Raw genomic sequence first — 3,215 nt, 5'->3', positions numbered from 1 at the left:
CGTGCTGGCATGATCCTATTCTCCTGGTTGAATCACACCCTCCACCAGACCCAGGCCGATTCAAACTGACCAAAGTCAGGTACTACGGGGCCAAGGTCGTTGCTGCAGCCCGCCGGGCCGGGGCAGAACTCTCGGTCACCGTGCGCCTGGATCAGAAGATCAAGAAGACCATCGCCACCATCGACGAGACCGCGTGGAAGAAGATCAAGGACAAGAACGCCATCTTCGATGAGGCCACCGGCACCTGGGTCAGCGAGGCTGAGGTCGCTGAGGTTCCTTTCACCGCGTTCACATCGAAGAAAGAAAGCGATCATGTCCCCGGCCGGCTAGTAGTGCGCCGAGTACCTGAGAAGAACACCACGAAGCTCGCTGCTGGGCAGGACACCATCTTTGATACCTACCGGCATCACGGATTCTTCGTGCGCCACGAGGCGCTGTTGGGTCGGGGGGTGATGTGAGATCACTTCCCCTGGTTCGTCGCGGCGGACTAGGGAAGCTGAGGGCAGCCTGATCCCTGTGGCGGGGGTGAGGGTGGGAGCAGCCCTGACAACGTCGGGACGTACCAGTACTGCCAGATGGTGCGGGTCCGGTTAGCAAGACGGAGAGGCATACGTGAGGAACCAGTGTCGTAACGCTCCTCAAGCGTGGTACCAACTCGAACCTGGCGGATCAGGGTTGGCTTGCACCGCATCCCCACTCGAGTGTCCGGGCGGGGAACTCGGGTGCCGGCTGAAGATGTCGGTGTCGGAGGCCATGATGAATGCCCGCGGCGTAGTCATGGCGAGGGTGCTGGGGCATAGCTGGGTGCCGATCCCATCGACCGATCAGACAGTGAACGTGGGAACCTTCTCGCCGGTCCCCGTACGCCGTGGCATCCGGTCACGCATCGCACGGGAAGGCGCGCCGACCGCTGATGCCGGTAGGAGGGGGCGGAGGGTCCGTAGTAGTCCGAGGGCGGGAAAGCCGTCCACATGGCGAAGGGACCCAGTTTGATTCGCAGCGTTCTGATGCGTAGGAAGGAGTTACGCCCGTGAATACGAGCGTTCCGTGGCCCGCCGACTTCCAGGAGGCAGGGCACCGGGTACTTGTAATGCAGACGAAACTGCACCGTTGGGCGGCGGCTGATCCTGGCCGTCGTTTCGATGACCTGTTCAATCTCGTTTACGATCCCGCGTTCCTAATGGCCGCGTGGGAACGGGTGCGGGGTAACAAGGGCGGGCACACTGCCGGGGTCGATGGCGAGATTCCTCGCCGGGTGCCCTCGGATCAGGCGCCCGCGATGCTGACCGGGATTGGCCAGATGGTCAAGACCAGACAGTTCGAGCCCGTGATGGTTCGTCAGAAGTCGATCCCGAAAGCGAACGGCAAGGTCCGACGCTTGGGGATTCCGACGATGACAGACCGGATCGTGCAAGCCGCGTTGAAGCTGGTGCTGGAGCCGATCTTCGAGGCGGGTTTCTATCCGTCCTCGTATGGGTTCCGGCCGCGCCACAGGGCGCAGGACGCGATCGAGGAGATACACCATTTCGCCTCTGCATCCCTGAACTATGAGTGGGTGTTCGAGGCGGATATCACCGCGTGCTTCGATGAGATCGATCACAAAGCCCTGATGGGCCGAGTTCGTGAACGTATCTCGGATAAGCGCGTGCTGGGGTTGATCCGTAAGTTCCTGAAAGCCGGTGTCCTCTCTGAGGACGGCGGACACAGGGCTACCGTCGCCGGCACCCCGCAGGGCGGGATTCTCTCCCCGCTGCTGGCGAATATCGCCCTCTCTGGGCTGGACTGGCACTTCCAAAATAAGTGGGAGGCGCTGGGCACCAACAGTCAACGACAACAGCACCGTCGCAAGGGCGGCGCGACGATGAAGTTGATCCGCTACGCGGATGATTTCGTCGTGCTCGTCAAAGGCTCTCGTACCCACGCGGAATCTCTCTGGGAGGAAGTCGCCACGGTCTTGGCTCCGATAGGGCTTCGCCTGTCAGCGGAGAAGACGAAACTCACCCACATTGACGAGGGGTTCGATTTCCTCGGGTGGCACATCCAGCGCCACCAGAAGAAGGGAACCGAGGGCCAGACCCGAGTTTACACGTATGCGTCGAAGAAATCACTTGCTTCGATCATCGCTAAACTTCGTGGTCTGACCCGCCGGGCAGCGCATCTGACTCTGGCCGAGTTGATCCGGCGGGTCAACCCGGTACTTCGGGGTTGGTGCACGTACTTCCAGCACGGGGTCTCTAGTGGCACTTTTGGATACGTCGATCACTACGTGTTCTGGCGGATCTACTACTGGTTGCGGAAGCGACACCCCAAGCTCAATGCGAGCACCGTGATCCGCCGCTACCTTCCTGGGTGGGAGATCCGCGCCGACGGGATCGACCTATTCCGTCCCCGCGAGTTTCCGATCACCCGGTACCGGTATCGCGGACATCGGATTCCAACACCCTGGAACATCACCGCAACGGCCTGAATCAAATGGAGAGCCGGATGCTCAGGAATGGGCACGTCCGGTTCGGTGGGCGGCCAGCGGAAACCCACCCCCAGCGATGGGGACAGGGCGCCGCTGGCCGACCCTACACCACCATCGATGCCAGCCTCCTGGATACTGCTGCAGCCGACCGGATGCACCGCGGCCACGCGGTCATCGAACAAGTCAACGCCGAACTCAAAGCAGGACCCTTGGCCCACATGCCATCGGGAAAGTTTCAGGCCAACGCCGCATGGCTGGCCACCGCCGTCATCGCCCACAACCTTATCCGCGCTGTGGCCACCAAGATCGGCGCGGCCTTCGCCCGCGCCCGAGCCATGACGATCAGAACCCGCCTGATCAGCCTCCCCGCCAGGATCGCTCACCGATCCCGTCGCCTGATCCTGCACCTGCCCACCCAATAGGACTGGTCAGAAGCCTTCACCAAGCTCTGGGCCACAGCACTGGGACCGCCACCAGCAGCAGCGAGCACCTGACCAGCCAACCCCTATAGAGCACTCACACCGGGATCAAGGAAACCCGGGAACACCGAAGTGGAGAAGACCGGATGCAAGCCCGGAAGACCTCCCCATACCCACCTATCCCGTCCGCCTCACAAGCCAAGCAGAGTGAACCTCGGTGGATCGAGGCTAAAAATCAGGCCGTTGCAACCACCACTAGATTCCGCCCAGCTGTTCAGGGAACTCTTTGACCAGGGTGGCACTGATCTGTGCTGGTGACCACTGCAACC

The 3,215-nt window shown here is 61.6% G+C and carries 1 protein-coding gene and 2 pseudogenes; all 3 read left to right on the top strand.

From position 1 onward, the window contains the following. Positions 1–80: 80 nt before the first annotated feature. Positions 81–419: pseudogene (locus tag DVO78_RS15650) on the top strand (IS1380 family transposase); the annotation flags it as partial. Positions 420–1,030: 611 nt separating this feature from the next. Next, positions 1,031–2,467, top strand: a complete 1,437-nt coding sequence (gene ltrA, locus DVO78_RS15645) for a group II intron reverse transcriptase/maturase (protein WP_238385360.1) — start codon at positions 1,031–1,033, stop codon at positions 2,465–2,467. Between the two features lie 104 nt (positions 2,468–2,571). Then, positions 2,572–2,880, top strand: a pseudogene (locus DVO78_RS15640) (transposase); the annotation flags it as partial. Positions 2,881–3,215: the final 335 nt, after the last annotated feature.

This window comes from Nesterenkonia muleiensis, assembly GCF_003600155.1.
Classification (GTDB): domain Bacteria; phylum Actinomycetota; class Actinomycetes; order Actinomycetales; family Micrococcaceae; genus Nesterenkonia; species Nesterenkonia muleiensis.
The sequence above is the reverse complement of the archived record's forward strand: the minus strand, read 5'-3'. Positions and strand labels throughout refer to the sequence as shown.